We start from the raw sequence: 25,068 nt of genomic DNA, 5'->3' as shown, positions 1-25,068 counted from the left end.
ATGCCGAGCCCCGGCCAAAGCGCCGGAACGTCAACGCCGCCGCTTATATAGGTGCGAATTGCCTTGCGCCAATTTTTCATGACGCTGGACGAGGCGCTCGCGTTTGAGGCGTGACAGGCGGAAAATCCAGAATAATCCATCGATCTGGTCAATCTCGTGCTGATGGCAGGCGGCGGCCCAGCCCTCGGCCTCCTCGACATGCTCGATCCCGGCAAGATCCCGGTAGCCGATCCGCACACGTGCTGGCCGTTCGACAAATTCGACGAGGCCCGGCATGGAGACGCTTCCCTCGCGGTGCCGGAGCTTCTCGTCAGAGGACCAGAGAATTTCGGGATTGACGTAGAGGCGCGTTTCACCAGGGGAGAGGCGCAGGGCGACGAGGCGCAGAGGAATGCCGATATGCGGTGCGGTCAGGCCGATCGCCTGCGCCGCCTCCAGGCTTTCGGCGAGATCCGTGGCCAACGCGCTGAGAGAGGCGTCGAAATCGACGACCGGCGCGGCGGTGACGCAGAGCCGGGGATCTGGATAAAGAAGGATTGGCTGCGCCGGCATGGCACCATTCTCGTGTCGTCATCCTGCCGTGACACGAGAGGAATGGCGCGGAGCGCCAGAAAACTCAAGAGCGGCCTGTGGGTTCAACGCGCCGTGGTCGGGTTTGCGGGAGGGGACTAGCCCTGCGGATGCGACAGTTCCGGCAGGATGTCGACCCTGAATCCGGCGGCATGGAGAAGATCGATGATCTCGATCATTTTGTTCTGCGCGATCGCCTCGCCGCTGCGCAATTGAATGCGCGCCTTGCCATCGCTTTTCTGGCCGAGCACGGAAACGAGATTTTCCGGAGCGACCGCCACCTGATCGACGAAATATTGGCCGGTTCCGTCGATGGTCACCGCTATTGCGGTATCCGGCTGGTTCAGCGCCTGCACATTGGAAAGAGCAGCGGGAACAACTGCCGGTTTGCTGGCTGGGGCGTTTGTCAGGATCATCGGTGTTGCGAGCATAAGGAGGATGAGCAGGACGAGCATCTGGTCGACGAGCTGCGAGCCTTCCTTGCCGCTCAGAAGATCCGACTGTGAAGGCATTTTGCGGGGCTCAGCTCTTTCTATCTGGGCATCCGGCGATGCGACGGCCATTTTGATGTCCTTTTCCGAAACGGCGGATGGTCGGGGCTCATCCGTCCGAAGGTCTCTTCCTAAGCAAAAGCGTCGATTTGGCCCGAAAGCGGGAATCCGCTTTCGCTCTGATGGCTAGTGGCGACGGGCATTGCACGGAGGAACAGGGCCGATTTTTGCATCCCCGAACGATATCCCGTACGATACATAAGGATAGAATAGTAGAACAGTATAAATATAAAACAAGTGGATTTATGAGCCGATTGGAAATGGAGTGATCTGCCGAGCCCGGACGTTGGAACCTTCCGGACGTTCAAACACAGATGAAGGGCATCCGGCTTCGCAAGAATTTTCCGAAAGAAAAAGGCACCGAATCTGGGTTCGATGCCTTCAAAATATAAGGAACAATTGGGGCAGGGCGGTTTCAGCGGCCAGCCAAGGCTTCCATCAACGCGTCATCACTATCGACATCGGCGTTGGGGGTCGTCAAAAGCACATTGCCGTAGAAGACCGAATTCGCGCCCGCGACCATGCAGAGAACCTGCGCCTCGCGGCTGAGCGACGAGCGGCCGGCAGACAGCCTGATGCGTGATTTCGGCATCACGAGACGCGCGGTGGCGATCATACGCACTACGTCGAGCGGGTCGAGCGGAGCGTTTTCGCCGAGCGGCGTGCCGGCAACCGGGACGAGCGCATTGATCGGCACGCTTTCGGGATGCGGATCGAATCCGGCCAGGACGGCGAGCAGGGCGGCGCGATCCCTGACCGTCTCGCCCATGCCGATGATGCCGCCGCAGCAGAGCGCTATGCCTTCGCCGCGCACGGCATCGAGCGTCGCCAGCCGATCATCATAGGTGTGTGTCGTAACGATCTGCGGGTAGAAATCGCGGCTCGTGTCGAGATTGTGATTATAGGCCGTGAGCCCCGCCTGTTTCAGCCTTTGTGCCTGGCTCTGGTTCAGCATGCCGAGCGTGACGCAGGCTTCCATGCCGAGCGCACGGACGCCTTCGACCATTTCGAGAACGGCGTCGAAAGCGGCGCCATCGCGGACCTGACGCCAGGCCGCGCCCATGCAGAAGCGGTCGGCGCCCTTGTCGCGCGCCGCGGCTGCGACCGCCAGCACCTCGTCGGGCTGCATCATATCGACGCGGTCGAGATGCACTTCATCGCGCCGCGCCGATTGCGCGCAATAGCTGCAATCTTCTGAGCAGCCGCCGGTCTTGATGCTGAGCAGGCTCGCTTTCTGCAGATCGTTAGGATCGTGATGAAGGCAATGCACCTGGCTCGCCCAGGCGATCAGTTCGAGCAGAGGCAGATTGTGGAGATCGAGAATCTCCTCGACGGTCCAATCATGCCGGAGCGGGCTGGGAAAAGGTGCGTTCATGAAGACCCTCGGACATTTGACGCGGCCTGCGGCAGCGCAAAACGGATTTATGAGAAAAGAAATAATGGACGCGCCGTGTGGCGGCAATCAGCCGCGCGGCGGAGGGGCGACGCCGACCAGCGCCCGAATTTTCGGCTCCGCCTTGAGCATTTTCTTGACGCTCGAGGAGGCGGTGACGTCGCCCGTTTTGACGAAAGCCTCGTGGTTTTTCTCGATATCGTCGAGATCATAGAGATAATTGACCATGAAACCGGCGCCGTCGCGCAGACCCTTGGGGGATTTATCGGCCAGCCAATGGATCTGTTCCAGCCGTGCGCCATTGCCGAGATGGAACCTTGCGACAGAATCTCGCGGCCGCCCATCGGCGCGTTTCGCCTTGAGGAAATAATGCGCCGCCAGCGGCTCCAGAATCTTCTGCAGCCGTTCGGTTTCCTCGGTTTTGTCCGGCCAATCCAGCTCCTGCAACGCCTGCAGGGCGGAACGCTGGTCCGCGTTGACCGGCAAATCTTCGGCGGATTGCAGCCATTGTATGAAGCCCGGCACCGGGGAAAGCGTCACGAAAGTCGTCAGATTGGGCAGATCGCGGCGCAATTCCTCGACGACCTGCTTGATGAGGAAATTGCCGAAACTCACGCCGGCAAGACCCTTCTGGCAGGTCGAGATAGAATAGAAGACGGCGGTACGTGCCTTTTCCGGCCGCACGAATTCGCGTTCCACCATAAGCAAGGGACCAATGGCGGAAGGAATTTTCTCGGTCAGGGCGACTTCGACGAAGATCAGCGGCTCGTCGCTGAGGGAAGGATGGAAGAAGCCGTAGCAACGCCGGTCCGGGGCATCGATCCGGAGACGAAGATCGGAAAAATCATGGATCTGATGCACCGCCTCGTAGCGGATGATCTTTTCCAGAACGATTGCCGGTGTCGACCAGTCGATACTGCGCAGAACGAGGAAGCCGCGATTGAACCAAACGGCGAGCAGGTGGGCGAAATCGCGATCGACGGGTGCGAGATATTTGTGTTTGGCAAGCAATGCGAGTAGGTCTGCGCGCATATGCACCAAAGCATGGGTGCCACCCGGCGCGCGGTTGAGACGGCGAAACAATTCCTGCCGGGCGGCCTCGGAAAAATAGTGCAGATCGCCGGCATCGGCATGGGCCGGATCTTCCAGCCAGCGCCGCACGACTTCCTGCAGTTTTTGCCGGTTCGGGCCGAATTTTTCCAGCAAAGCGGTGAAGAGGGTGAGTTTTTCCGCCTCGCCAAGCGTCTGATACAGATCGAGGATTTCGGCGGCCTGAGCGAGGCCGGAGGCTTCGCCGCGTTCGGACAGCAGGGCCTCGCAGAGGTCGATCATGCTTGCCACATTTTGCGCCGGATCGGATTGGCCCCGGCGCCTCGCGATCAATTCGCGGCCGCGCTCGGTAATGGAAGCGACAAGATCGTAAAAGGAAGTGTTGCTCATACGCGCGCCTTCGACTGGCCTCTAACCCCGCCACGGAGCTCTAGAGCATGTTTGGATGTTTCCGAACTGCTCCACCTAGAAAAATTAGAGTATATTCAACCATTTTGAATCAGGTAGCGATTCAATCTGAACCGAAAATGCTCTAACGGGCAACATTATACACCTCGCGAGAATCATTCGATTCCCGCGAAGCGAAAGAATTGCCGACGAATTTTACGGAAAGGAACGCGTAAGACCAAGCGGCGTGAGGTCAGGCTTTCGCTTGTTTTAAATTGTGGCTTTCGCCCGCGAGGCTTCTTGGCCGCTGCTGTTTGTGTCTCCGGGGAAATCCTTTTAAACAAACCCTTTCGATGTTTCGGCCGGAGCGGCCCTTCCGCTTCCTCTCTCGGAATCCGGTTTCATGCTTGCGCTCGATCTCGCCCTTTTACCTTCAGGCAACCTCGCGCAGACCGCACAGGATTTGGTAAATCTCGCAACCGATCCTTCGAGCTGGATCGCCGCCTTGACGTTGATCGTCATGGAAATCGTTTTAGGGATCGACAATCTCGTCTTCATCGCTTTGCTTTCCGGACGGCTGCCGCCGCCGGACGGCCAGCGGGCGCGGCGCATCGGCATCGGCCTGTCGCTCATCCTGCGCATTCTGCTGTTGAGCATGGCCGCTTATATCGTTCATCTGGTCGAGCCCGTCGTCACGCTTTTCGGACATATATTCTCGTGGCGGGATCTGATCCTGCTCGCTGGCGGCTTTTTCCTCCTCTACAAAGCCACCAGCGAAATCGCCGAGCGGGCTGAGCCCGAGGAGGCGGTGGAGGAAAAGCCGGCGAAAAAATCCGGCTTCGGCATGGTGATCTTGCAAATCATCCTGCTCGATATCGTTTTCTCGATCGACAGCATCATCACGGCGGTGGGCATGACACAGCATGTGCCGATCATGATTGTTGCGGTCATCATTGCCGTATTGGTCATGCTGCTCGCCTCTGATCCGCTCGCTGGTTTTATTCACCGCAATCCGTCGATCGTGATTCTGGCGCTCGGGTTTCTCTTGCTGATCGGCACGACGCTGATCGCCGATGGTTTCGGCTTCCATTTCCCGCGCGGCTATGTTTATGCGGCGATGGGCTTTGCCGCGCTCGTCGAGGCGCTGAACATGCTGGTGCGCAACCGCAGGAAGCGCCGCGCCTGAGTGAGCTTCCTCGACGTGTCCAATTGTTTGCCGCCGATCGTGGACACGAAAGTGATCCCGCGCGGGATGACAATGTAGAATGACAAGGCGGAATGACAATGATGGAGTTGGCAGCAGGCGCATGAACGCACTGATCGCCGATGTGCTTATTCCTGTCGCTGTCGATACAGCCTATTCCTATGCCGTGCCTCAGACACTGACGCTGGCACCGGGCGATTGCGTCCGTGTGCCGCTCGGCACTCGGGAAGCCGATGGCATCGTCTGGGCGCTGAGGCCGGGCGCCGCCGGCAATCTGAAGACGGTTCTGGCGCGGCATGATCTTCCCCCTTTGCCGGAAGAATTGCGCGCCTTTGTCGATTGGGTGGCTTCATGGACGCTCAGTCCGCGCGGCATGGTGCTGCGCATGGCCATACGCGCGCCCTTGCAGGCTGAGCCGGAAGCACCTCGCCTCGGCATCACCCGGGCGGGGCCGCTGCCCGCGCGCATGACGCCCGCGCGCGCCCGTGTTCTAGCGGCTCTCGATGATGGCCTCATTCTGCCGCGCAAGGATCTGCTCACGCGCGCGCAATGCTCCGCCGCCGTCATCAATGGCCTGATCGACGAAGGCACTCTCGCGACCGCTTTATTGGCAGAGGAAGTGCCTTCCTCCGTTGCCCTGCCATCGGCGAAAAGGCTCGAACAGGATCAGGCCGAAGCCGCCGCCGCGCTTCGCGCCGATGTCTCGCGGCATGCATTCGCTGTTACGTTGCTTGAAGGCGTCACGGGATCGGGCAAGACGGAAGTCTATTTCGAGGCCGTGGCGGCGGCGATCGAGACCGGTGGCCAGGCCTTGATCCTGCTGCCGGAAATCGCGCTCACCACGCAATTTCTCGAGCGTTTCACGGCGCGTTTTGCGATGCGGCCGGGAGAATGGCATTCGGCGGTCGGCACCCGCCAGCGTGCGCGGGTCTGGCAGGGCGTCGCCTCCGGCGCGGTCAAAGTGGTTATCGGTGCCCGTTCGGCTTTGTTTCTGCCTTTCACCGATCTGCGGCTCATCGTTGTCGATGAGGAACATGACAGCGCCTACAAACAGGAGGATGGTGTCACCTATCATGCGCGTGACATGGCGGTGGTGCGTGGCCGTTTCGCCAAAGCGGCGGTGGTGCTCGCCTCGGCGACACCCTCGATCGAGACGCGGGTGAATGCGGAGCAGGGCCGTTACAATCATTTGCGGCTGCATGCGCGCCATGGCGGACGCGATTTGCCGAAGCTTGCCGCCATCGATCTGCGGCGTGAGGGACCGGCCTCCGGCAAATGGATTTCGCCGCGCCTCGCCGAAGCGATGGGGCAAGTGTTGAAGCGTGGCGAGCAAAGCTTGCTCTTCCTCAACCGCCGGGGCTATGCGCCGCTCACGCTGTGCCGCGCCTGCGGTCATCGTTTCCAATGCCCCAATTGCACCGCCTGGTTAGTCGAACATCGTTTCCGCAAGGCGCTCATCTGCCATCATTGCGGCCATATCGAACGTGTGCCGGAGGCCTGCCCAGCCTGCGGCGCGCTGCATCAGCTCACCGCCTGCGGTCCCGGTATCGAACGCCTCGCCGAGGAGGCAGCCGGCCTGTTTCCCGAGAGCCGCATCCTCGTCCTTTCCTCGGACATACCGGGCGGCGCAGCGCGGATGCGGGCCGAGCTGGAGGCCGTGGCGCAAGGAGCCTGTGACATCGTCATCGGCACGCAACTCGTCGCCAAGGGGCATAATTTCCCGCTTTTGTCGCTGGTTGGTGTCGTCGATGCCGATATTGGCCTCACCAATGGCGATCCGCGCGCCTCCGAACGCACGTTCCAGATGCTGAGCCAGGTCACCGGCCGCGCCGGGCGGTTCGGCACCGAGGGCGCGGCCCTGATCCAGACCTGGCAACCGGATCATCCGGTCATCGCCGCGCTTTTGTCCGGCGATGCCGAGCGCTTCTATCGGGAGGAAACCGAGCAGCGCCAGCGCGGCGGCTTGCCGCCATTCCGCCGTCTTGCCGCGCTCATTGTTTCGGCGGGCGAGGCCGCGGCGGCGGAGCAGCATGCGCGGGCGCTGGTCAAGGCGGCCCATTCCCTGCCGCCGGATCCCGTTTTTCCGCTGGCCCGCGAAGGTATCGCCCTGGAAGGGGAGGGGATTGTCCTGTTGGGTCCGGCGCCGGCGCCGATCATGGTCATACGCGGCCGCCACCGCTACCGCTTGCTCATCAAGGCGCCGCGCGGCGCCGATCTTCAGACCTTTATCCGCGCGATGCTCGCCGCCGCGCCGAAACCGCGCGGCGACCTTCGGGTCAGCGTCGATATCGATCCGCAGAGTTTTCTCTGATCGCGAGCCGCGATCGGAATGAGACCACTGGCAGGCCGGTTCCTTGCATCGCTTGTGCGGAAAGCGAGGCGCTCCATGACCAAGATCACCTTTACCACTTTTGACGGCACGCCCATTCCCGTCGAGGCCGAGGACGGCGAAGTGCTGATGCGGGTCGGCAAACGCTGCGAAATCCCCGGCATTCTCGGAGAATGCGGCGGCACCTGCAGCTGCGGGTCCTGCCATGTCTATGTCGATGAAGCTTGGCGCGACCGGCTGAAACCGCCGCATGAGCTTGAACAGATGATGATCGATTCGCTCTTCACCAAACAGGACAATAGCCGGTTGACCTGCATGATCGTCGTCTCGCCGGAACTCGACGGATTGGTGCTGCATATGCCCAATCCCAACCTCTAAGCTTATTTCAGAGGCGATGAGCTACTCTCATCGCCCTTTGGCCCGTGCGACTGCTTGGTGGTCAATGCCACGCTTCCTGACTAGCCGTTGGTCAGGTCTCCCTCATAAACCCAACCATCGTATCCAGTGTTTCCCGGAAAAACGGGGTGGACGTGGAATGATTTGTGCGCATCCGATCCGCGCTCTTCAATGATTCTGACGCGGATGTTTATCGGGGCATAGACGCACTCTGATGGCGGTATTGTCGGGAATCCAGGTTTGATGATCTCCGCGACGTGGCAGAGTTTCCGGCCGCCTGAAATGTATATGTCGCGCGATTTATCTAAGCAGATGGCCGTCGTTGGTGTATAGATAAGTAGACTAACGAATAAAGTGTAGATAAAATGCCGTATGCGCATTATGGCAACCTTATATCCAATTGCTATCAAACGAATGCTGTCAGTAGCGTCTTATCTGTTCCTGCTATTATTTCAAAAGAGGTTCTTGGTTTTCAAGGCGATGCCGTAAAACGCCAAAAAGCAATAAGGTCCATCAGTTGTGCCAGAATTGTGATTTCTGGCGACCTCGTCGTCCACCCAGAAAACACTGACAGATCAGGCCAAAGAACTTAGGCGCGAACTCGCGACCCTCAATACTTTCGATCTGACAGATGCGCAAATCACGCAAGCAAATGAAGCACAAGGCTACTACCACTCCGTGACAGCAGCGCAGCGGTAGTTCGCCTAACACCATGGATCACGACAAATCGTGATCCATGCACTTTGGTATTACCGTGCGGCTCTCAGTGCGCCGCGATCTTGGTTGGCGATCCGCGCTGTATCAGTATAGTGCGGATCGACATTGTCGGGTCGGGAGGCGGATGTGGAAATCGTGGCGGCCGATATAGGCGGGACTCATGCCCGCTTCGCTCTGGCTGAAATTGCCGATGGCCGGGTGGTCCATCTCGGAAAAGCCGTCACGCTGAAATGCGCCGATCACGCGAGCCTCGCGCTGGCATGGGCGCGGTTCGCGGATATTCTCGGCCGTCCCCCGCCGCGCGCTATCGCCATTGCCATCGCCTGTCCCGTTGGCGGCAATGTGCTCAAGCTCACAAACAATCCCTGGATCATCCGGCAATCCGAGATCGGCGAGACATTGCATGTGGAGCGGTGGCGCGTGATCAATGATTTCGGCGCCGTGGCTCACGCCGTCGCGCATCTTGGCGAGGATCAATTCGTGCCGGTGGCCGGTCCCCGGCATCCCCTGCCGTGCGAGGGTGTCATCAGCATCGTCGGACCGGGAACCGGGCTCGGCATTGGTCATGTCTTGCGCAGCCGCGCGCATTATCATGTTCTCGAGAGCGAGGGTGGCCACATTGATTTTGCGCCGCTCGATGCCCTTGACGACCGGATTCTCGGCATTTTACGGCAGCGATATTCCCGCGTATCAGTCGAGCGTCTGGTTTCTGGGCCGGGTCTTGCCAATCTTTATGAGGCGCTTGCGGTGATCGAGGGGAAAGCGGTTGCGAAAGTCGATGACAAGACTTTGTGGAAAGCCGCTCTCGACGGCAGTGATGCTCTCGCCGCCGCGGCTTTCGACCGCTTCTGCCTCTGTCTCGGCGCTGTGTGCGGCGATGTCGCCCTCATGCTCGGTGCCAAAACAATTGTCATCGGCGGCGGTATCGGTCCGCGCATCGCGCCTTTCCTGCTGCAATCGGGCTTTGCCGCGCGTTTCACCGCCAAGGGCCGTTTCACGACGCTGATGGCGGATATACCTGTCTGTTGTATCATTCATCCGCAGCCAGGATTATATGGCGCTGCCGCAGCCTTCGCCATCGATCATCCGAATGATCACTAAACACAGGGACGATTACATCGGGCCGTGTGTCAGAAGGAGTCCTCGAACCAGGTGCGGCCGTCGCGTTCGATGAGCGCGATCGAGGCGGAAGGTCCCCAGGTGCCGGCCAGATAGGGTTTCGGCCATTCGCCACTGTTGCGCCAGGCCTCGAGGATCGGATCGATCCAGCGCCAGGCCGCTTCCACTTCGTCGCGGCGCATGAACAAAGTCTGGTTGCCGCGCACCACATCGAGCAGCAGTCGTTCATAGGCGTCGGGGTAGCGTGTATGAAAAGCTTCCGCGAACGTCATGTCGAGCGGCACATATTGCAGCCGCATCCCGCCTGGACCTGGATCCTTGATCATCACCCATAATTTGACGCCCTCATCCGGCTGCAGCCTCAGGACGAGCCGGTTGGCGGCGATGGAGCCCGTCGAGGTACCGAAGACGGAATGGGGAATCGGCCGGAAGGCGACGACGATTTCCGAAACGCGCGAGGCGAGACGCTTGCCGGTGCGCAGATAAAAGGGGACACCGGCCCAGCGCCAGTTCTCGACCTCCGCCTTGAGTGCGACGAAGGTTTCGGTCATGCTGCGATCCTGCCCCAATTCCTCCAGATAGCCCGGCACGGCGCTGCCATGCGCGCTGCCGGCGCGATATTGTCCGCGCACGGTGTGGAGGGTGACATTCTGTTCGTCGAGCGGTTTCAGCGCACGCAGCACTTTCAGTTTTTCATCGCGCATCGCATCGGCGTCGAGCGTGGCCGGCGGTTCCATGGCGATCAGGCAAAGCAGCTGCAACATATGGTTTTGGACCATATCGCGCAAAGCGCCCGCCGTATCATAATAGGCGGCGCGGCCCTCGACGCCGAGGCATTCGGCGACGGTAATCTGCACGTGATCGATATGGGCGGCGTTCCACAGCGGTTCGAACAGGGCATTGGCGAAACGCAGCACCATGAGATTCTGCACCGTCTCCTTGCCGAGATAATGATCGATCCGATAGATGCGATCCTCGGAAAAGACAGCGCCGATCGCATCATTGATGCGTGCCGCCGACGCGCCGTCCTTGCCGAGCGGTTTTTCGACGATGATACGCGCCCGTTCCGATACCAGCCCATGCGCCGCGAGCCGGCTGGTGACGGGGCCGAAGAGATCCGGGCTCGTGGCGAGATAAAAGGCGCGGACGCGATCTTTGGTGTCGCCAAGCCGGGCTTTCAAATCATCCCATCCGCGCTCGCCATTGCCGTCGGTGACGCAATAATCGAGCATCGTGAAGAAGCCCTTTGCCGAATCGAGTTCGCTCGCCTCGTGGCCGGAAATCTTCCGCAGGGAACCGGCGACGCGCGCGCGGAAATCCTCGGGGGTGATCTCTTGGCGCGATATGGCGAGAATGCGCGTCGGCTCAGTGAGTTGGCCGTCCTGATAACGGCGAAACAAAGCTGGATAGAGTTTCCGAAAGGCGAGATCTCCCGTCCCGCCGAAGACGACGAGATCAAAAGGCTCGACCTTCACAATCCGGGACACCATGATTGTAAGTCCTCCCTGTTCGAGACTGACGAGGGTCTGCGCTTCCTGCTCGTGAACGCGGAAGGTGCCGGTTCAGTTGAACTTCTCGAAAATCAATTTTAATTCAGGATGATTGATAAATAAAAAGAGAGAAATGCCCTTTGCATCGTCGTGTCCCGATGCGGTGGCTCGGCTCAATGAACCGGGGGAGGGATCAGGGCGCAATGGTCTCGCAGGCTGCGAGCACTTCGGATCGTGTCGGCATGTCGGCACCCTGCCTTGTACAGGTGATGGATGCGGCAACCATTGCATAATACAGAATGGGGCGCAGGGTCTCCGCCGAAAGCATGCGCAAGGCCGCTTTTTCCAGAAGGCCCAGCCTGTCAAGCTCCGCCAGGAGGGCTGCATGGAATGTATCGCCGGCGCCGACCGTATCAACCACAGGCACAGCACGTCCGGCTATGCTGAGCTTGTCACCATTCTTCAGAAAGGCATCTGCGCCCTCCGGTCCTCGAGTGACGGCGACGAGGGACGCTCCAGCCTGCAACCAGCTTTCGGCGGTCGCCTGGCAATCGGCATCCTGGCCATAGGCACTGGCAATATCCTCATCGCTTGCCTTGATGATATCGGCAAGCGCGAGAAAACCGTCGAAATGGCGCCGCCATGCGGTTTTGTCGGGCGTAACTGTCGGCCGCAGATTGGGGTCGAGCGAGATCACGCGATGTTTGGCTTCTCTGCGTGCGAGTGTCACAAAGGCATCGGCGACAGGTTCAACGGCCAATGTATAGGATCCGAAAGTGATTGCCGTAATATCGTCGGGCAAGGGCCTGGCGAGATCGGACTCTGTCACCTGTCTGTCGGCTTTGCCTTCACCATGGAAGGCATAAGTGGGACGGCCGGCGTCATCGGTCGCGACGACGCTGATTGTCGTGAGACGGTCGGAAGCCACGCTATAGGCGAGATCGACCTGTTCCTTCGTGAGCCGCTCGCGCAGCAAATGTCCGAAATGGTCGCCCGAAAGACCTCCGCAGAAAGCCGCCTTCTCGCCGAGGCGGGAAAGAGCGATCGCGACATTGAAGGGTGATCCGCCGAGAACCGCCTCCGTCTTTGGCGTGCCGGTGGGGGAGGCGGAAGGAGTATCAGAGACGAAAAGATCGATCAGGGCTTCGCCGCAAACCAGAATCATTGTATGTACCTGTCAATGGAGCCGGGTGCGGCACACAATGTATTCATGTGAATGCGCGCAAAGGCGTTCAGCATAGATTTTCCTCTTTGAACAGAACATCGCGATCGAGCAGAAATCGTGCGAAGAACGGCAGGCTGGCCGCGCCAATCGATCGTGCATTGACGCCGACTCCGCCTTCGATGACATTGAAGGGGAGCAGCCCGCGCCTGTCGATCTCGGTGATCTTCATGCATACACGCTCGACGAGGCGTTGCCGCACCGGGGCGGGAAAGGCGCCGTCGATGATGGCGGCGCCGAAATCAATGAGGGAGACGGCTGCCGTGATCGCATAGGCGAGGCTCTCGGCGGCCTCTTCGATCCAATCGTCGAGGAAGGGTTCGAGCATCGACCAATCCCCGGTCAGACGGAAAAGCGGTCCCACATCCTTGCCCGCCGTGACGAGACGTTCCTCCAGCCGGAATAGCGAGGCGTGGTGGATCAATTGTTCCGTCGGGCGGGGTGGTTCATTCCCGGGTTGATCCCGTCGTGGAACGGGAACCGGCATGGAACCGAGAGCCCCGGCATTGCCGCGCCGTCCAGGGTAGAAACTGCCGCCGAGAATAATCCCGCCACCGACGAAGGCGCCGATAAAGAAATAGACGAAATCGGGATAGTCGTGACCATGGCCAAAGATGAGTTCGGCGCCGCTTGCTGCCGTCGCATCATTGGCCATGGTCACGGGGTAGTGGCAGAAAAGTTCGAACTCCGCCTGAAGATTGAGATTGCGCCAGGCGTCGAGTGCCTCGTGGGGCGCGCCGACTTGATCGGCCCAGTTCCATAACTCATGGGGAATAGCGATGCCGAGGCCCGCAATCCGTTCATGCCTCTGCGAGGGCAGGACCGCCAGAACCTCCCTCAAAGCAGTCTCGAGGCGGTGAAAAATAATGTCCGGTGTCGGATAGGGATAGGTCCATTGCACCTGCGCACGAATATCACCGATGAAATCCATGAGGATCAGATGGGCGCTTCGCCGGCCAATCTTCAGTCCGAGTGAATAGGCACCGTCCGGATCGAGACGTAATGGAACGGAAGGCTGGCCGATCCGGCCACGGCGCGGTTCCATCCGCAGTAACAGCCCGTCGGCTTCGAGCGCCCTGACGATGACCGATATTGTCTGTGCCGAAAGACCCGTCAATTTGGTGATATCGGATTTCGGAATGCTGCCATGTTGCCGGATCAACGAAAGAATGAGGCGTTCATTATAGGCGCGGACGCCGACGACATTGGTTCCCCTCGCCGGTATGGTGGCTTGGGGCGTATGAGAGGGGTGAAAGACCATTAAGCCGCTTTCGGAGTGGAGATCCCGGTTCAGGCGACGATTAAACCATTTCTATCGGGGTTAGAATGCGCCGCAGGGCAGAAATGTGGTCAATTAACTTTGCCAAGCAGTTGATTCCATTGGCATGTCCTTCATTATGGCGCTAGCGGAGCCGGTAGTCTCATTTCCTGTCGAGCCCATTTCTGGCGGGGGGATAATGAGGTGGCTGCACACGAGCCATTGCCAGGGGCAATTCACTCAAAATAGTCTTTCGGTTCGGCCTTTGGCCTCGGGACATCCATCTTGGGCGAAAGATCGTTCTTGCCGTGCCGGTCGATGGTCTGGTTTGCGAAAGGTCAGAAATCAAATCTTGCGCGCGGGTGAGAGCCTGTCAATAATTAAAGTACCCTGAATGAATTAGTGGTGGGAACCGCCTATTGATGAGCAGCACCCGACAAGGGAAGCGGATCATCAAGGTGCTGGATAGAAAATGGCGCAGAGTCGGAGCGCCATTTTGGCGTTTCCCTATGGTTCCCTTTAAAAAACCATTGTCTTGCAAAGGCTTTCAGCTGTCCTGCAATTTCGTGGAGATCGGCCAACCGCAGGCTGTGGCGAGATCACGAACCACAGGATTACGGTCGCGAGCCGCGCCGTCGCGCGTTTCCTGCATGGAGTTCGTTCCCGCATGAAGTCCATGTGCGGTTCCGGAGCATCGCTCGATCATCGCATGGGTAAGCGGTGCACATTATTCATGTAAGAACATCAAACCGAAAAGAGGCTTGCCTTGCGGTTTCATGCTGCAGCTCCTGAGAGGAAACTTTCATGACGCCAGATCCCGTTCTCGATGTCGCTCTCGATGCCGAGGATATGACCGAACGTGTCGCGCTCTGGCTCGCCAATTGTGTCGCTTTCACTGAACGGCCTGTTTCCCTCGTTCTTTCAGGTGGTTCGACGCCTGCGCGGCTATTCAGGCGGCTCGGTTCGGATGCTTTTCGATCCGCTATTGATTGGTCCAGGCTGCATATTTTCTGGGGTGACGAGCGGTTCGTGCCGCACGACCATCCCGACAGCAATTACAGATTGGCGTATGAGACTTTTCTCGCGCATGTGCCAATCCCACCCGATCAGATCCATCCCGTTCTGACCGAAGGGACGACGCCAGGCGAGGCGGCGGCGCGTTACGCGGAAACCTTGCAGAATTTCTATGGCGCGACGCGGCTAGAGGAAGGGCGTCCGTTGTTCGATGTTGTTCTTCTCGGCATCGGTACGGATGGCCATACCGCCTCATTGTTTCCCGGCACGACGGCGCTCGAAGAGCGTGAAGCCTGGGTTGTCGCCATTGAGGGCGTTCAAAAGGAACCACGGATTTCATTGACCTATCCGGCCCTTGGCTCCAGCCGCACGATTCTGTTTCTGGTAGAAGGAAAGGCGAAACAGCCCATATTGAGGGAAGTGCTGGCGCAAGGCTCCACGCTGCCCGCCGCGCGTATTGCCACAAAGGGCCGTATCCTTATCTTTACAGATAAGGATACCGTTTCCGACGCTTAAGGGCGTGGAATCGGTTCTGTCCCGTAGTCCAAGAGCGTTCCATGCCCCCTCTCAGTCTTGCATTCATCATCTCGGCACTGCTGCTCACAATATTTTCCCGGATTCTTTCCCGCCGTCAGACCGCCTCGGTACTGACGCATCGCGATGCGGTGCCGGTGGATTTCGCAAACAGCATAACGCTCGAAGACCATCGCCGAGCCGCTGATTATACTATCGAACGGGAAAAACTCGGCCGCTTGGAAAGCATGGCGGATTTGGCGCTGACCTTTGCCTGGGTCTTTGGCGGCATTAATCTTCTCTATGGCGCGATAGCCTCTTTCATCCCGCCATCCCTCACGCGTGGTGTCGTGTTTCTTCTTGCGGTGACGATGATCGGTTCGGTTTATGCCTTGCCTTTCCGCCTCTACAAAACATTCTGGCTCGAGCAGAAATTCGGCTTCAACCGCACGAGCCCCGCCACCTTCATCGCGGATCGCCTCAAAAGCTGGCTGATTGCGCTGGTGGTCGCGACACCCCTGCTTTATGGCGCGCTTTGGGTCATGCGCTCGTTTTCCGGTCTCTGGTGGCTATGGGTCTGGTGCGGCCTTCTCGCCCTCATGATCGTTGCGCCGAGTGTTTATGTCCGCTTCGTCGCACCGCGTTTCAACACATTCACGCCGCTTGCGGAGGGGCCTCTTAAAACACGGATCGAAAATCTGCTGCAGCGTTGCGGGTTTCATGCGTCCGGCCTCTTCAGCATGGATGCCTCGCGGCGCAGCGCCCATGGCAACGCCTATTTCATCGGCTTTGGAGATTCCAAACGGATTGTTTTGTTCGACACGCTCCTGACGCAGAGCACGACGGAGGAAGTGGAAGCCATCGTCGCGCATGAGCTCGGCCATTTTCGGCACAAACATATCCTTTACGGAATTGTCCGGTCGGCTCTCGTCAGTCTCGCCATGCTTGCAGCCTTCGGCTGGCTGACGAAACAGGCGTGGCTTTTGCCGTCCTTCGGCGTCGCCTATCAGGATGACGCCCTGGCGCTCTTCGTCTGTATGCTGCTTGCCTCGGTTGTCGGGCCGCTTATTGCGCCTCTGGGGAACTGGATTTCGCGCCGGAATGAATTCGAGGCGGATGCCTATGCCCGCCAGAATGTCGGCGCCATACCGATGATCACCGCTCTAACCAAACTTGCCCGTGACAATGGCTCGACACTGACGCCGGACCCGCTCTATGCGCTGGTGAATTATTCTCACCCTCCCGTGCCGATAAGGGTGCGGCAATTGCGTCAAGATGCTGCTGGGGAACCACAATTGGCAGGCGCGGCATGAACCATGCGCCTGCCCATGTATCTGGATAGCTGATCATGGCGGCGCCAAGAGAGGATGGTGTTCACCGTTCTCCGAGTTTTTCCGCCAGTTTCTGTACCAGCGCCGCGAAGGGATCTGAAATCTGGCCATCCGCGACTTTGCCGTCACCGGATCCGTCGTGGGTGCTGATGGAATAGTCGGCTATGGAATAATAGTCGCGTAATTGGCGGCCAAGGCGATCTGTAAGTGAGACTTGGCCGTCATCCATCATATCTGGCTTTTCCAGTCGGGATGTGTGTTTGTTGGGTGGATGTTTGGGAGCAGCAGGGGCCATATGCAAGCTCTGTCCATTTACGTCATAGATCATAGACGTGAACATGGCATATCCATCACCTGATCCGTCCATCCCGTCATAGGGCGAAATGCCGAAATTCCTCTCGCGTCGAGGGGAGATCCTGTGGATCTTGTGTGTTTCGATGTCCCTACTCATTGCCAGCTCTTTCTGGGCCGTGACTGGTCCCGGGAAATGCTCCATTCGTGATCGTTCCCGGATCATGCCCAATTGTCATCGACAGCCTTTCCTGTGCGTTTAAATCTGTGTATTTGTAACTTAAGCACCTACTGTCTGGTTCTTGTTCTGATCTGTCTTGTGTATCTCCGGAGCGGAAATGTGGTCCCGGGAGATAATGATGAATTTTTAAATCCGACCCTGCTCCGAATGTTCCGGTAATACCGGTGTGATGGAAGTGGTGATGGGAATAAACACCCGACAGCTTTCGAGAATGTCCACAAACATGGACATCCGGGAGAGTAGCGGAGGGTAGTCAAGCCTATCTGCCGTAGCCATCGGCACGGTCATTGTCTTAGCGCCGGAATGGAAAAGTCAGGAGCAATTATCCGGCAGGAAATGGGATCCTGCTTCTTAGTGAAAACCGGGACGACGCCTGTTGTGCACCTGCTAAATGATTGGGCGTCATAGCTATTTTTTATTATTGGATATTCATTAATAAAATTAACGAATTCAGTGCCTTGAAGCTCTCAATTCATGCCATGACAACAGTCTTGCACGGCATTTGTTCCTTCATTTCGATTTTCTTTGCCTCGCGGAGAATTGGTTTTTGAGGGAGCAGGGCTCGCGGGGCGAGGTCGGCTGTGCCGTGCCAGGTCCCTGATCGTTCCAGAAAATCCAAATGGGCTCCCGCTTTGCAGGGAGTGTTGCGGTAGAGTTCCTCCTCGATGCCGTTGCGTCCTCGAGCGAGGTTTCATGATCCCCGCAATAGACCCTGTTTCACACTCTGGAAAATGTCATGCAGCCTGTCGCCCTCCTGCCCATTAGTCTCGTCGAAGAATATTGTCCCAACCTTGCCTTTCACGAGGTCGAGGGCGTGTTGCCATTCTCCTGTCAGGTTGAGCGCATGGCGCGGGCGCAAAATATTGCTGGTCTCGTCGTCGTGACGACTCTGGAGGGTGCTGACGACGCGATTGCCGCTTTCTGCACCGAGCATGGGCTTGATTGTCATCGAGGCCCGAGCGGTGACTGGCTGGGCCTGCTTGTTCAAGCACTCGAAGCGGCCGGACGCAAAGGGGCGATTTTGGTGCGGCCGGACAGCCCGCTGATCGATCCCGCGGTGATAGATCACGTGGCCAATCTGGTCGAATTGACCGATGGTATGCTGGATTTTGTCGGGACGACTCTGGCGCCGACCTATCCGCAAGGCATGGATGTTGAAGGATTTACCCTGGCGGCGCTAAAGGATTCACATCATCGATGTGCCGATCCGGGAGAGCGGGCGGACGCGACGCACTATCTGCGAAGCCATTCTAAACTCTACCGGATTCTCAGCGTGAAGCCTGAGGCACATCTGCATCGGCCTGATCTTTCATTGGCCTTGCGCGGACCCGAAGATCTGCCGCGCTATGCAGCGATACGCGCTCATTTCAACAGCAGGCCGGATTACACCATGACTGAACTGGTCACTTTCGTCGATGGTTCGGCGTAAGGGCGCGTTGAGCCTCCGATGCTCTGTCGCACTCAATCGTCGAATTCTTCGTCATCTTCCACAATTGTTGGGTCGATGATCTGGCGGGCGGCCCGCTGGCCCTTGCCACTCAGCCCGATGAAGCCGGAGCGGGCACGCTCGGCGACATAGCCGAGCAGGAGAATATGATGATGCACGGCCCGGATCTCGTCGCGGGTCATCTTGAGGTCCTGTTCGATCTTCGCGGCCTGGACCGAATGATCCGGCGGCGTACCGGTCCTGTAGAGATAGGGAAGAATTTTGAGGCGCAATTCCTCAAGGCGTTCGGGAGGCAGAGCGGGAATCGCAGAGAGGGCCATGGCCGAGCTTCCTAGTCTGGAATGTGAACGTGGCTGTTCCAAATCACATGGATCCGCCTCGTCACGAGCCATGCGGTTCGGCGCAGCACCGCCGCCTCCTCAGCAGGGAGGCTTGAAATCTTCTGCTGGGACCAAAAGACAGGAAGCACCAAGCAAGGATTGCTCCAGACGAGAGCACGACCAGCGTTGCGAAGGTGCGGCAGGAAAAAGGTAGAGGAGAGAAGAGCCGAAGGCCTTTCCGGTGGCAGCCTTAGACTTTCAGGATGGTTTGATGCGCTGGCGCTATTGTTCCGGACCGAAAGGCTTCGTGCGGAAGACAGGTGCTTTCCTATGAAGAAGGGAGGCACCTATTCGAGGATGCGGGTGACATGCCCCATCTTGCGACCGGAGCGCGCCTCCCGTTTCCCGTAGAGTGTGAGGCGAGCACCTGGTTCGGACAGGATTTGAAGATAGGCATCAGCCTCATCGCCAATCAAATTACGCATTTCCACCGCACGGCCATGTCTTTGGGGAGAGCCAAGAGACCACCCGGCTATGGCGCGGATATGCTGTTCGAATTGCGACGTCACCGCACCACCTTCGGTCCAATGGCCGGAATTATGGACGCGCGGAGCCATTTCATTGACGAGAAGTGCCGTTTTGCCGCCGTGTTCCTCGACGACGAAGAGTTCCACCGCAAGGACTCCGACGTAATCAAGAGCTTCGGCAATGGTTTTTGTCATATCGACTGCAAGCTCGGCAGTTGCCGGATCAATCTCTGCCGGTGCATGGGTCAGATGCAGGATGTGATGTTCATGCTGATTTTCGCAGACATCGAAAGCCGCAAAACCGCCGTGCATGTCACGCGCCGCCACTACGGAAACTTCCTTGAGAAAGGGTACGAATCCCTCGAGGATGGCGGAATGGTTGCCGGGTGAATCGCCAAGGGAACGGAAGCAGGCCGCAAGATCGGCGCCTTCCCGGATGAGAATTTGGCCTTTTCCGTCGTAGCCGAATCTGCGGGTTTTCAAGATGGAAGGACGGCCGAGCTGGGCTACCGCGCGCGCCAGTGCTCCGGCATCGTCCACGGCGAGATAGGCAGCTGTGGCAATGCCGAGAGAACTCATGAATTCCTTTTCGGCGAGACGATCCTGGCTCACCGTCAGCGCTGCCGCGCCAGGGAAGACTTTCACGCTCTCTTCGAGAACCGAAACCGTGCGGGCCGGTACATTTTCGAATTCATAGGTGACGACATCGACCTCTGCCGCAAAGAGCGCTAGCTCGCCCTCGTCTTCATAAGCGCCGATCCGATGGCCGGAGCTGACGTCGAAAGCCGGACTGTCGGGCTCGGGAGCGTAGATCCGGGTCTTCAGCCCAAGCCTTGCGGCGGCGAGAGCCAGCATGCGGCCGAGCTGGCCGCCGCCCAATATTCCGATGGTGGCATTGGGAGCCAGCGGGAATTTCATTGCGCTTCATCCTCGTCGCGGGGGGTGATCGCGACCGATTCCGTTTGTGCGGAGCGCCAGGATGTCAACCGCTGGTCGAGTTCCTCGTCGCCAAGCGCGAGGATTGCCGCCGCGAGCAAGGCGGCATTGATGGCCCCCGGTTTGCCGATCGCCAGGGTGCCGACTGGCACGCCACCGGGCATCTGCACAATGGAATAAAGGGAATCAAGCCCTGCGAGGCTCTTGCTCTCGACGGGAACGCCGAGAACCGGCAGCGAAGTGAAAGCCGCCGTCATGCCGGGTAGATGCGCGGCTCCGCCGGCACCCGCAATAATGACCTTGAAGCCCGCTTCCTTGGCTCCCGTGGCGAAGGCCGCCAGACGGTGTGGGGTGCGATGGGCGGAAATGATGAGCGGCTCGAAGCTGATTTCGAGCGCGGTCAGAACATCCGCGGCATAGCGCATGGTCTGCCAATCGGATTGGCTGCCCATGATGAGCGCGACGAGCTTGATTGTAGGCGACGGCAATGAATAACTCCGCAAAGCTTATCCATGAAAGCATGCCGCTGACAGCGGCCGCTTGCCGTCGTTTCAATGGGCCTTTCGGACCACAGCCTGATTTCAGAGTTCAGAACTCCAGGCCCGGAAAGCGGAGACATTGTCGCGCGGCGATGGTCCATTCATCGCGAAAGCAGCGGCATAAACGAACAGGCCAGCGCGCGCAAGCACTCGATCGCTTTTGAGGCAAAATCTCGACGGGCCTCAAGCACGACACTGAATGCTCGAGGATTTGCCGTTCTTGAGTCTTTTCCGATAAGGGTGAATCGCTTTTCGCCTTCCTTCCCTTGAAAATACGCATCTGTTTTGAAGGGGAGCGTTTCCGGATTTATCCGAAATGCTCTCAAAGGGATCCTTGTCCCAGCAGGAAAGTGTCAAGCGGCAAGGATCCGGTCCCTCCGAAAACGGAGCTGGCGGAATGTCCATCAGCCGATGGACCAGGTGCAAGGTTACCCAAGCTCAGGGCGATACAGACCCAAGCCGGTCACTCGTGGTCCAGCAGGGGAGAATCATCGCGAACCGCTAAAATTCCCATGCCGAGTGCAAAACGCGCGTCGATCATGAAGGAAAGGGGCTGAAACCCGACTTCTACGAGCAGTGTTTCAATGCGGGCGCGGTCGAAGAGATGGACCGCCCGCAGATCTCCCCAATAGGGGTTTTCCTGACCGGCTTGCAGCAGGCGCCACACCATCGATCCCCGGTTGCGCAACGATAGAAACAGGACTCCGTCTCGCCGCAACTGCCGCCGGGCAATGCGTAATTCGGCTAGGGGCTCAGCCACCCGCTCGAGAGTGCGGCTCAGGCTGATGACGCTGAAATGCTCATTCCAGCCATGCTCCGCCATCTGCCCGCAAGAGGCTTCATAACCGAGGTTTTTCAGGATTTCGGCGTGCTGTGGCCTGCGTTCAATTCCGACCGGTACGAACCCCCATTCTTCCGCCGTGAAAAGCAAGGAGCCATTGCCGAAACCCACATCGAGCCAGGAGCCTTCGGCGCGTGGCAGGAACTGCATAACCTGCGTGACAATGGCGGCGGACAGGGAGCGCTGCTTTTCCAGATCATGCCCGACCGCTTCCTCGGGCAAGGGCCGAGCGAAATGCGCTATTTGCACATGATCGGGGAAGGCGCCTTCGGCGAAGACATGGCCGCATTCATGGCAGCGTTCCCATTCAACTTGCCCCGGCAGAACGGAGCGGTAGAGCGGATCGGGGTTTACATCTGCGGTGAGGAGCGCGCTGAAGGATCCGCCGCACAAGGGGCAGGCCTTGAAAGCGATGCGGGCTATTTCCGCGGGCTTGGCATCCTCGGCCGCATGGGTTGGTTCGACGGCGAAGGCCAGCGGCGTCTGGCCCGCCTCGAAGACGGACCACATCTGCTGATAGGCGCGCTCGAGATGGCGGGTATAAAGGGCGATATCGAAAAGCGGTGCCTTATGGCGCAGCGTCAGCAATTTGCGGCGTAGAGTCTGCAGCGCGGCGGGATCACGGGCGAGCCGAAGCGCCTCGGCCTCGTAATCTTCGAACGTGGCCATGATGAGCTCAGGCAGGCCGACGGCTTGCAGCAGACTGGCGGCGACGCGTCCGGCAAATGTCTGACCAAGGCAGGTGAGCACCGGCAGGCCGGCCCAGAGCGCATCGCTTGCCGTCGTATGCGCGTTACAGGGCAGGCAATCGATGAAAAGATCGGCGAGCCGGTGGCGGGCCAGATGATCGGCAATGGCGATCTTTGGGGCGAAGACGAGCCGTGACGGGTCGATGCCGCGTTTTTTGGCTTCCTGGCCGAGATTGTCCCGTACAATTGGATGCGGTTCGAGCAGCCATAGAACGCTGCCAGGAACGGAATCGAGAAGCCGCATCCACAGATCGAACAGGGCTGGCGTAATTTTATAGGAATTGTTGAAGCAGCAGAAAACGAAACCTTCCTCCGGCAGGCCGCAGCCGGAGCGGGTCGGTGTCAGATCGGCGATCATCCGGCGTGAGTCATTAGGCTGATAGGAATGCGGCATATGCACGATCCGCTCGCCGAAGAAGGGTTGCTGATCCATTGGTGCCACAATCGGATCGGCGATGATGTAATCAATGAAATCGACTCCCATCGTGCCGGGAAAGCCGAGGAAGTTGACCTGGATCGGCGCCGGGCGCAGGCCGAGAATGCCGGTCCGCGCATTGCCGGTATATCCCTTGAGGTCGATGAGAATATCGATGCCGTCGCTATAGATGAGGCTTGCCGCTTCAAAATCCGAAAGGGCGTTGATGTCGACGAAACGATCGAAAGCCTCGCGTGTGCGGATCCCCAGCTCGCTGTGATCGTCCGGGCCATGCGAATAGGCGATGATTTCGAAAGCCTCGCGGTCATGGCGTTCAAATAGCTCGACCATCAGGAGGGCGGTCGCATGGCGGTAGAAATCACTGGAGAGATAGCCGATCTTGAGCCTGCGTGTACCGCGTGGCCGCGGGACATGGACGAAGGCATCCTGCTTGTTTCCAAAGGTTTCGCCAAAAGCGCGATGGAGCCGGTATTGTTCGGCGGCGCTGGTTTCCATGCTGATGAGGGGAAACGGGTTGCCGATATTCGTGTTGGTCGCGAATTGCCGATGCAATTCGGCTTCGTCTTCCATGATGTGGTGCCAATCGCAGATCGCCCGGCGGCGATGATGCAGCCAGAGCCTTAAATTCAACATCTGCGGATCATGATGGAGCGCGGTCTGGAACGAGGCGATGGCTTCCCTTGGACGCTTGAGGCTTTCGAGCGTCACGCCAAGTCCCGCATGCGCCTGCGCGAAATCCGGCTTGATGCGGATCGCCTCGGTAAAGGCCCTCCTGGCCTCCTCATATTTGCCTTGCGCATGCAGCGTATTGCCGAGGTTGTTATAAGCTTCTGCATAATCAGGCCGCAGGGCCAGCGCCTGCTCATAGGCGGCGCGCGCCGCTTCATGGCGGCCAAGATCACGCAGGATATTGCCGAGCACCATATGAGGCTCGGCGGCATCGGGGCGATGGGCGATCAGGGTCTCGCAGGCGGCAATGGCTTCCTCGCGGCGTTGCAGGCGCCGCAGCAGATGCGCGGCATTGAGCGCCGCCTCGATGAAAGCCGGATTGAGGGAAGCGGCCTTCCGGTAGCAGGCAAGCGCTTCCTCCTGCTCGCCCAAATCTTCATGGGCGCCGCCCTGATTGCTATAAGCGATGGCATGCGACGGATCCTGCGCGAGTGCCGCTCGGCAGGTTTCGATCGCCTTGGAAAAAAGCCCTTGCGCCCGATAGAGGGCGGCGAGATTGGTGAGGGCCTCGACGTAATCGGGCTTGACCCGGATCGCTTGCTCGAGCCGAGCGATGGCAGTCGCCAGATCGCCGTGCTGATGTGCAATCAGACCGAGGTGATGCAGACAAAGGGCATTCTCTGGCTCGGCGAGGAGAATACGTTCGTAAAGTGCTTCCGCCTGATCGAACCTGCCGACCCGATGCATTTCGATGGCGGGAAGAAGAAAGGTGGAGGAAAGACTGGGGCCGTTATCGGCTCGATCCGAGTCGTCTCGATCAGGATCGTTTCGGGCGACGACGGGTACGGCCCCGTCTTCATCGTTGAAGCTTTTATGGTCCTGTGTCGAATGTTCGTGGCAAAGCAGAGTAGTCATAACGGCCCTGGCGCAGTCTTTCACGCCGCCGTTCTAACGCGCCAAGCTTGCGCCAAGCCGATGTCTTCTCCAATCCAACCTCCCGCCAAGTGGATCTCTCAGGGAGCAGCCGGTTGGCGTCAGGCGATGATATCGGGTGTCAGCTGGTCTTCGAGATAGACGATGCGGTCGCGCAGGACCAGCTTGCGTTTCTTTAGCCGTTGGACCTGAAGCCGGTCGGTCGTCCCAAGATGCAGAAGAGCTTCGATGGCGGCGTCGAGATCGCGATGTTCCTCTCGCAAATGCTCAAGTTCTTTCTGCAACGAGATGCGTTCATCCTCGCTCAGTTTATCTGCCATCGATTGCCTTCAACTCTCTGGAGTCTCGTCTTCCCTTTGCGGTCACCGTAGGCCTGTCGTTTGGCCGATCGTCGCAGGGAAATTGTTTGAAGAGGATTGCCGAGCGCGCCGGACTCATTCCTATGCACTTGAAAAAGTGGAGAGTTCCTAAAACTGGAGAAACATCCATCATGCTGCTTAAGCTTATGCCGGCATATAATTCCACTTCGCAAGACAGGAAACTTGTGTCACGTTCATAGGCCGTTTTCGAATGAAAGCGGCCAGAAACCGGGCCC

At 58.7% G+C, this 25,068-nt stretch carries 20 protein-coding genes; 7 read left to right on the top strand and 13 right to left on the bottom strand.

What is annotated here, in order from left to right:
* Nucleotides 1-30 precede the first annotated feature (30 nt).
* The 4 genes from DL88_RS00450 to DL88_RS00435 form a co-directional block, all read right to left on the bottom strand.
* Nucleotides 31-552 (bottom strand): peptide deformylase, encoded by a 522-nt coding sequence (locus DL88_RS00450; RefSeq protein ID WP_034990644.1) that lies wholly within the window; start codon nt 550-552, stop codon nt 31-33.
* Between the two features lie 116 nt (nt 553-668).
* Nucleotides 669-1,082, bottom strand: a complete 414-nt coding sequence (locus DL88_RS00445; protein WP_169741513.1) for an ExbD/TolR family protein — start codon at nt 1,080-1,082, stop codon at nt 669-671.
* Between the two features lie 454 nt (nt 1,083-1,536).
* Nucleotides 1,537-2,496 carry a biotin synthase BioB gene (gene bioB / locus DL88_RS00440; RefSeq protein ID WP_034990642.1) on the bottom strand — a complete coding sequence of 320 codons (960 nt, stop codon included), beginning with the start codon at nt 2,494-2,496 and terminating at the stop codon, nt 1,537-1,539.
* Nucleotides 2,497-2,583: 87 nt separating this feature from the next.
* Nucleotides 2,584-3,954: a malonyl-CoA decarboxylase gene (locus tag DL88_RS00435; RefSeq protein ID WP_034990641.1), complete on the bottom strand. Its 1,371-nt coding sequence runs from the start codon at nt 3,952-3,954 to the stop codon at nt 2,584-2,586.
* Between the two features lie 400 nt (nt 3,955-4,354).
* Here DL88_RS00435 and DL88_RS00430 point away from each other — a divergent pair, with 400 nt between their 5' ends.
* The 4 genes from DL88_RS00430 to glk all read left to right on the top strand — a co-directional run bounded on the left by DL88_RS00430 (nt 4,355) and on the right by glk (nt 9,698).
* Nucleotides 4,355-5,137, top strand: coding sequence for a TerC family protein (locus tag DL88_RS00430; protein WP_051955414.1), 783 nt, complete (start codon nt 4,355-4,357; stop codon nt 5,135-5,137).
* Nucleotides 5,138-5,258: 121 nt separating this feature from the next.
* A complete protein-coding gene (locus DL88_RS00425; RefSeq protein ID WP_034991118.1) occupies nt 5,259-7,466 on the top strand; it encodes a primosomal protein N' in 2,208 nt (735 codons plus the stop codon).
* Nucleotides 7,467-7,541: 75 nt separating this feature from the next.
* Nucleotides 7,542-7,862, top strand: coding sequence for a 2Fe-2S iron-sulfur cluster-binding protein (locus tag DL88_RS00420; protein ID WP_034990638.1), 321 nt, complete (start codon nt 7,542-7,544; stop codon nt 7,860-7,862).
* 861 nt (nt 7,863-8,723) lie between these two features.
* Nucleotides 8,724-9,698, top strand: a complete 975-nt coding sequence (glk, locus tag DL88_RS00415) for a glucokinase (RefSeq protein WP_034991115.1) — start codon at nt 8,724-8,726, stop codon at nt 9,696-9,698.
* A 29-nt stretch (nt 9,699-9,727) separates the two neighbouring features.
* On the opposite strand, the gene zwf is transcribed toward glk, so the two are convergent.
* The 3 genes from zwf to DL88_RS00400 all read right to left on the bottom strand — a co-directional run bounded on the left by zwf (nt 9,728) and on the right by DL88_RS00400 (nt 13,689).
* Nucleotides 9,728-11,206: a glucose-6-phosphate dehydrogenase gene (gene zwf, locus DL88_RS00410; protein WP_034990636.1), complete on the bottom strand. Its 1,479-nt coding sequence runs from the start codon at nt 11,204-11,206 to the stop codon at nt 9,728-9,730.
* A 193-nt stretch (nt 11,207-11,399) separates the two neighbouring features.
* Complete coding sequence (locus tag DL88_RS00405) at nt 11,400-12,371, bottom strand: carbohydrate kinase family protein (protein ID WP_034990634.1); 972 nt, start codon at nt 12,369-12,371, stop codon at nt 11,400-11,402.
* Between the two features lie 67 nt (nt 12,372-12,438).
* The gene (locus tag DL88_RS00400; RefSeq protein WP_034990633.1) at nt 12,439-13,689 is read right to left on the bottom strand and encodes an ROK family transcriptional regulator; all 1,251 of its coding nucleotides are present in this window, start codon (nt 13,687-13,689) and stop codon (nt 12,439-12,441) included.
* Between the two features lie 801 nt (nt 13,690-14,490).
* Between DL88_RS00400 and pgl the strand changes: the two genes are divergently transcribed.
* Both pgl and DL88_RS00390 read left to right on the top strand, forming a co-directional pair.
* Entirely contained in the window at nt 14,491-15,216 is a 726-nt protein-coding gene (gene pgl, locus DL88_RS00395; RefSeq protein WP_034990631.1) for a 6-phosphogluconolactonase, read from the top strand.
* 41 nt (nt 15,217-15,257) lie between these two features.
* Nucleotides 15,258-16,526 carry a M48 family metallopeptidase gene (locus tag DL88_RS00390; protein ID WP_034990629.1) on the top strand — a complete coding sequence of 423 codons (1,269 nt, stop codon included), beginning with the start codon at nt 15,258-15,260 and terminating at the stop codon, nt 16,524-16,526.
* Nucleotides 16,527-16,587: 61 nt separating this feature from the next.
* Here DL88_RS00390 and DL88_RS00385 read toward each other — a convergent pair whose 3' ends face one another.
* Entirely contained in the window at nt 16,588-17,040 is a 453-nt protein-coding gene (locus DL88_RS00385) for a hypothetical protein (protein WP_034990627.1), read from the bottom strand.
* A 772-nt stretch (nt 17,041-17,812) separates the two neighbouring features.
* On the opposite strand from DL88_RS00385, the gene DL88_RS00380 reads away from it, so the two are divergent.
* Nucleotides 17,813-18,505: a glycosyltransferase family protein gene (locus tag DL88_RS00380; protein ID WP_051955413.1), complete on the top strand. Its 693-nt coding sequence runs from the start codon at nt 17,813-17,815 to the stop codon at nt 18,503-18,505.
* Between the two features lie 32 nt (nt 18,506-18,537).
* On the opposite strand, the gene DL88_RS00375 is transcribed toward DL88_RS00380, so the two are convergent.
* From DL88_RS00375 to DL88_RS00355, 5 genes are all read right to left on the bottom strand, one after another.
* Entirely contained in the window at nt 18,538-18,843 is a 306-nt protein-coding gene (locus DL88_RS00375) for a hypothetical protein (RefSeq protein ID WP_034990625.1), read from the bottom strand.
* A gap of 347 nt (nt 18,844-19,190) precedes the next feature.
* Nucleotides 19,191-20,288 (bottom strand): 5-(carboxyamino)imidazole ribonucleotide synthase, encoded by a 1,098-nt coding sequence (locus DL88_RS00370; protein ID WP_034990623.1) that lies wholly within the window; start codon nt 20,286-20,288, stop codon nt 19,191-19,193.
* Complete coding sequence (gene purE, locus DL88_RS00365) at nt 20,285-20,758, bottom strand: 5-(carboxyamino)imidazole ribonucleotide mutase (RefSeq protein ID WP_034991112.1); 474 nt, start codon at nt 20,756-20,758, stop codon at nt 20,285-20,287. The genes DL88_RS00370 and purE overlap by 4 nt, the downstream gene beginning before the upstream one ends.
* 550 nt (nt 20,759-21,308) lie before the next feature.
* Nucleotides 21,309-24,455, bottom strand: a complete 3,147-nt coding sequence (locus DL88_RS00360) for an O-linked N-acetylglucosamine transferase family protein (RefSeq protein ID WP_084704701.1) — start codon at nt 24,453-24,455, stop codon at nt 21,309-21,311.
* Between the two features lie 119 nt (nt 24,456-24,574).
* A complete protein-coding gene (locus DL88_RS00355; RefSeq protein ID WP_034990621.1) occupies nt 24,575-24,793 on the bottom strand; it encodes a YdcH family protein in 219 nt (72 codons plus the stop codon).
* Nucleotides 24,794-25,068 lie beyond the last annotated feature (275 nt).

The organism is Beijerinckia mobilis (genome assembly GCF_000745425.1).
Lineage (GTDB): Bacteria > Pseudomonadota > Alphaproteobacteria > Rhizobiales > Beijerinckiaceae > Beijerinckia > Beijerinckia mobilis.
Note: the sequence above shows the minus strand (reverse complement) of the source record. Positions and strands in the feature narration are given on the sequence as shown.